General features: G+C 69.1%; 2 protein-coding genes and 2 pseudogenes. 3 read left to right on the top strand and 1 reads right to left on the bottom strand.

The window, feature by feature from the left end; all coding sequences use genetic code 11:
• Positions 1-145: 145 nt before the first annotated feature.
• From AC2W7M_RS20450 to AC2W7M_RS20440, 3 genes and pseudogenes are all read left to right on the top strand, one after another.
• Positions 146-1,429 (top strand): ABC transporter substrate-binding protein, encoded by a 1,284-nt coding sequence (locus tag AC2W7M_RS20450; RefSeq protein WP_486134468.1) that lies wholly within the window; start codon positions 146-148, stop codon positions 1,427-1,429.
• Between the two features lie 224 nt (positions 1,430-1,653).
• Complete coding sequence (locus AC2W7M_RS20445) at positions 1,654-2,565, top strand: carbohydrate ABC transporter permease (protein WP_486134466.1); 912 nt, start codon at positions 1,654-1,656, stop codon at positions 2,563-2,565.
• A pseudogene (locus AC2W7M_RS20440) lies at positions 2,562-3,394 on the top strand (carbohydrate ABC transporter permease). Before AC2W7M_RS20445 ends, AC2W7M_RS20440 begins: the two are co-directional and overlap by 4 nt.
• 20 nt (positions 3,395-3,414) lie before the next feature.
• On the opposite strand, the pseudogene AC2W7M_RS20435 reads toward AC2W7M_RS20440, so the two are convergent.
• Positions 3,415-4,430, bottom strand: a pseudogene (locus AC2W7M_RS20435) (acetyl-CoA C-acyltransferase); the annotation flags it as partial.

Here is a 4,430-nt window from a genome sequence, read left to right as displayed (position 1 = left end):
CACTGGTTCGAGGCCGACAGCGGCCGGCGCGTGACCGCCGGCTTCGCTCCCGCGCCGCCGGCCGCCGATCCCGTCGCCCATGCGGCGGTGTGAGCCCCGTTTCCACCCGCGTACGCGTTCCCCCAAGGCCAGAAGGACACTGACCATGAGACGCTTCTTCACCGCCGCCGTGACGGCGGCGAGCCTTTTCGCCGCAGCGACGGTGCCCGCCTTCGCCAAGAATGAGCCGACCAAGACCGAGCTGACCATGTTCTACCCGATCGCCGTGGGCGGACCGCTCACCAAGGTGATCGACGACATGATCGCGGGCTTCGAGAAGGAGAACCCCGACGTCGCCGTGAAGGCGGTCTATGCCGGCAATTACGACGACACCCGCGTGCGCGCCCTCTCCGCGCTCAAGAGCGGCCAGCCGGCGCAGCTCTCGGTGCTGTTCTCCATCGACGCCTACGATCTGATCGAGCAGGAACTCATCGTGCCGTTCGAGGACGTGGTGAAGACCGCCGAGGAGAAGGCTTGGCTCGACGGCTTCTATCCCGCGCTGATGGCGAACGGCCGCATCGACGGCAAGACCTGGGGCATCCCGTTCCAGCGCTCCACCATCGTCATGTTCTACAACAAGGACATGTTCCGCGAGGCCGGGCTCGACCCGAACGCGCCGCCGAAGACCTGGGACGAGATGGTGGCCGCCGGCAAGAAGCTCGCCAAGGACGGCCGCTACGGCCTGATGGTGCCCTCCACCGGCTATCCCTACTGGATGTTCCAGTGCTTCGCGATCCAGAACGGCAAGGAACTGATGAGCAAGGACGGCGCCAGCGTCGCCTTCGACGATCCGGCCGTGATCGAGGCGCTCGCGTTCTGGAAGTCGCTCGCCAGCGAGCACAAGATCTCGCCCGCCGGCCTCGTCGAGTGGGGCACCCTGCGGCAGGCCTTCGTGCAGGGCCAGACCGCCATGATGTGGCACACCACCGGCAACCTCACGGCGGTGAAGAAGGAAGCGAAGTTCGACTTCGGCGTCGCCGAGCTCCCCGCCCACAAGCGGCCCGGCTCGCCCACGGGCGGCGGCAACTTCTATCTGTTCCGCAACGCCTCGGAGGCCGAGCGCGCCGCCTCCCTCAAGCTGATCCGCTACATGACGGCGCCCGAGCGCGCCGCCGAATGGTCGATCGCCACCGGCTATGTGGGCGTGAGCCCGGCCGCCTACGAGACCGAGAAGCTCAAGGCCTACGGCAAGGACTTCCCGCAGGCGCTGGTGGCCCGCGACCAGCTCAAGGTCGCCATCGCCGAGTTCTCCACCTGGGAGACCGCCCGCGTGCGCGAGGCGCTCAACAACGCCATCCAGGCGACGCTGACCGGCACCAAGAGCCCGGCCGACGCGCTCAAGGGCGCCCAGGCCACCGCCGACCAACTGCTCAAGCCCTACAAGCGCTGAGCGGCGCTTGGCCTGCACCACCGTCATCCCCCGGCTTGTCCGGGGGATCCACCCTGCGGCCGCGCCGGTCCTTTCGCTGTGAAGCGCGGCGCGAGCGGTGCCGTGGATGCCCCGGACAAGCCGGGGCATGACGGGAGTGAGGGATGACCATGACCGCGGGTGGCGGCTCCTGACCGCCGTCACCCGCGTTTGCCGATCCACCGCCGGAGCACACCAGCCAGCCCATGTCCGCGACCCGCGCGCTCGACCCCATCGCCTCCCGCCAGCGGCGCCTGCACGCGCTCTATGGCTGGATGCTGCTCGCGCCGGCGCTGATCCTTTTGACGCTGTTCGCCTTCCTGCCCACCGCCACGACGCTGATCGCCAGCGTCCATTCGCGCGGCACCGCACGCCGGCCCTCGGTGTTCAATGGCGCCGAGAACTATGCCGATCTCTTCGCCGATCCCACGTTCTGGACCGTGCTCGGCAACAATCTCGTCTATGCCGGCATCACCATCCCGGTCTCGATCGCGCTCGCGCTGCTGATGGCGCAGTGGGCGGACCGGCAATTGCCGCTGCGCGGCTTCGTGCGCGGCGCCTATTTCACGCCCACCATCCTGCCGATGATCGCGGCGGCGAACCTCTGGCTGTTCTTCTACACCCCCGGCCTCGGCGTGATCGACAGCGTCACCGGCCTCTTCGGCCTGCCGCCGGTGAACTGGCTCGGCCAGCCGCAGACCGCGCTCGGCGCGGTGATCGTCGTCACCGTGTGGAAGGAGGCGGGCTTCTTCATGATCTTCTACCTCGCCGCGCTGCAGACCATTCCGCCGGACCTGAAGGAGGCGGCGCTAGTGGAGGGGGCGGGCCGCCTCACCTATCTGCGGCGGGTGCTGCTGCCGCTGCTGATGCCCACCACCGCCTTCATCTTCATCAATGCCCTGATCAACTCGGTGAAGCTGATCGACCACCTGTTCATCCTCACCAAAGGCGGGCCGAACAACGCCACCAAGCTGGTTCTCTATTGGATCTGGGAGATGGCCTTCTCCTATTTCGACCGCGCCCACGCCGCCGCCATGACGGTGCTGGTTCTGGCGGTGCTCGGCGCGGTCGCGGTGCTGCAGTTCGCCGTCCTCGAAAAGAGGATCCACTACCGATGACGCCCGCGAAGGCCGCCCGGCCGATCCCCTTCGGCGACATTCTGGAGACGGCGGGCGCGTGGCTGCTGGCGATCGTCTGGATCGCGCCGCTGCTGTTCGCCGCCTGGGCCTCGGTGCGCGCGCCGGGCCAGGCGCTGGTGTTCTCGCTCGATGCGCCCTTCACGCTGGACAACTACCGCGCCGCCTGGGCCGCCGCGCCCTGGCCCACCTACGCGCTCAACACGGTGCTTCTGGTGAGCTTCACCCTCGCCGGGCAGCTCCTTCTGTGCACGCTCGCGGGCTACGCCTTCGCGCGCTTCAGCTTTCCGGGGCGGGAGGCGCTGTTCGTGCTGGTGCTGCTGCAGCTCTTCATCCTGCCAGAGGTGCTGATCGTCGAGAACTACGCCATGGCGGCGCGGCTCGGCCTGATCGATTCCATCGCCGGCATGGGGCTGCCTTATGTGGCGAGCGCGTTCGGCATCTTCCTGCTGCGCCAGGCGTTCAAGTCGGTGCCGCTGGAGCTGGAGGAGGCCGCGCGGGTGGAGGGCTGCTCCTTCATGGGCGTGCTGTGGCGGGTCTATGTGCCCGCCGCCCGGCCGGTCTATCTCGCTTATGCTTTGGTGTCGGTGGCCACCACTGGAACAACTTCCTGTGGCCGCTGATCGTCACCAACGCGCCGGCGACCCGCCCCCTGACGGTGGGCCTGTCGCTGTTCGGCGCGCCGGAGAGCGGGGTGAACATCTCCATCATCAGCGCCGCGACGCTCATGGTGGTGGCGCCTCTGATGATCGCGTTCCTGATCTTCCAGCGCCAGTTCATCCAGGCCTTCCTGCGCGCCGGCATCCGCTGACGCGGCGCGCAGGCAAGGGCCTATTGCAGGCGCTCGATGGCGACGGCGGTCGCCTCGCCGCCGCCGATGCACAGCGAGGCGATGCCGCGCTTCATGTCGTAGCGCTGGAGCGCCGCCAGCAGCGTCACCATCACCCGCGCGCCGGACGCGCCGATGGGATGGCCGAGGGCGCAGGCGCCGCCATGCACGTTCACCTTGTCCTGCGGCAAACCGAGGTCGCGCATGGCCGCCATGGGCACCACGGCGAACGCCTCGTTGATCTCGTAGAGGTCCACGTCACCCAGCGCCCAGCCGGTCTTCTCGGCGAGCGTCCTCACCGCGCCGATGGGGGCGGTGGTGAAGAGGTTCGGCGCCTGGGCGTGGGTGGCGTGGCCGACGATGGCGGCGAGCGGGGTGAGCCCGCGCTTCTCGGCTTCCGAGCGGCGCATCAGAACGAGCGCCGCCGCACCGTCGGAGATGGAGGAGGAGTTCGCCGCCGTCACCGTGCCGCCGTCGCGGAAGGCGGGCTTCAGCGTCGGGATCTTGTCGAGCTTGGCCTTCGGCGGCTGCTCGTCGGCGGAGACCACGCGCTCGGCCTTGCCGGCCTTCACGGTCACGGGAATGATCTCCGCCTCGAAGGCACCGTCCGCCATGGCCTTCTGGGCCTTCTGGAGCGAGCCGATGGCGAAGGCGTCCTGCGCCTCGCGGGTGAACTGGTAGGCCTCGGCGCAGTCCTCGGCGAAGGTGCCCATGAGGCGGCACTTGTCGTAGGCGTCCTCCAGCCCGTCGAGGAACATGTGGTCGAGCACCTTGCCGTGGCCCATGCGGTAGCCGCCGCGGGCCCGGTCGAGGAGGTACGGCGCGTTGGTCATGCTCTCCATGCCGCCCGCCACCGCGACCCGCGCCGAGCCGGCGGCGAGGAGATCGTGGGCGAACATGGCGGCCTTCATGCCGGGAGCCGCACATCTTGTTGACGGTGGTGGCGCCGGTGGAGAGCGGCAGCCCTGCGCCGAGCGCCGCCTGGCGCGCGGGCGCCTGGCCGAGCCGGCCGGCAGCA

The sequence above is a fragment of the Xanthobacter sp. BG11Y11_SDJG genome, assembly GCF_057364445.1.
This window is presented reverse-complemented; position numbering and strand designations above follow the sequence as displayed.

Excerpts from the sequence above, each read along its gene's own strand:
- AC2W7M_RS20445 (WP_486134466.1), top strand. The coding sequence starts at position 1,654 with ATGTCCGCGACCCGCGCGCTCGACCCCATCGCCTCCCGCCAGCGGCGC.
- AC2W7M_RS20450 (WP_486134468.1), top strand. The coding sequence starts at position 146 with ATGAGACGCTTCTTCACCGCCGCCGTGACGGCGGCGAGCCTTTTCGCC.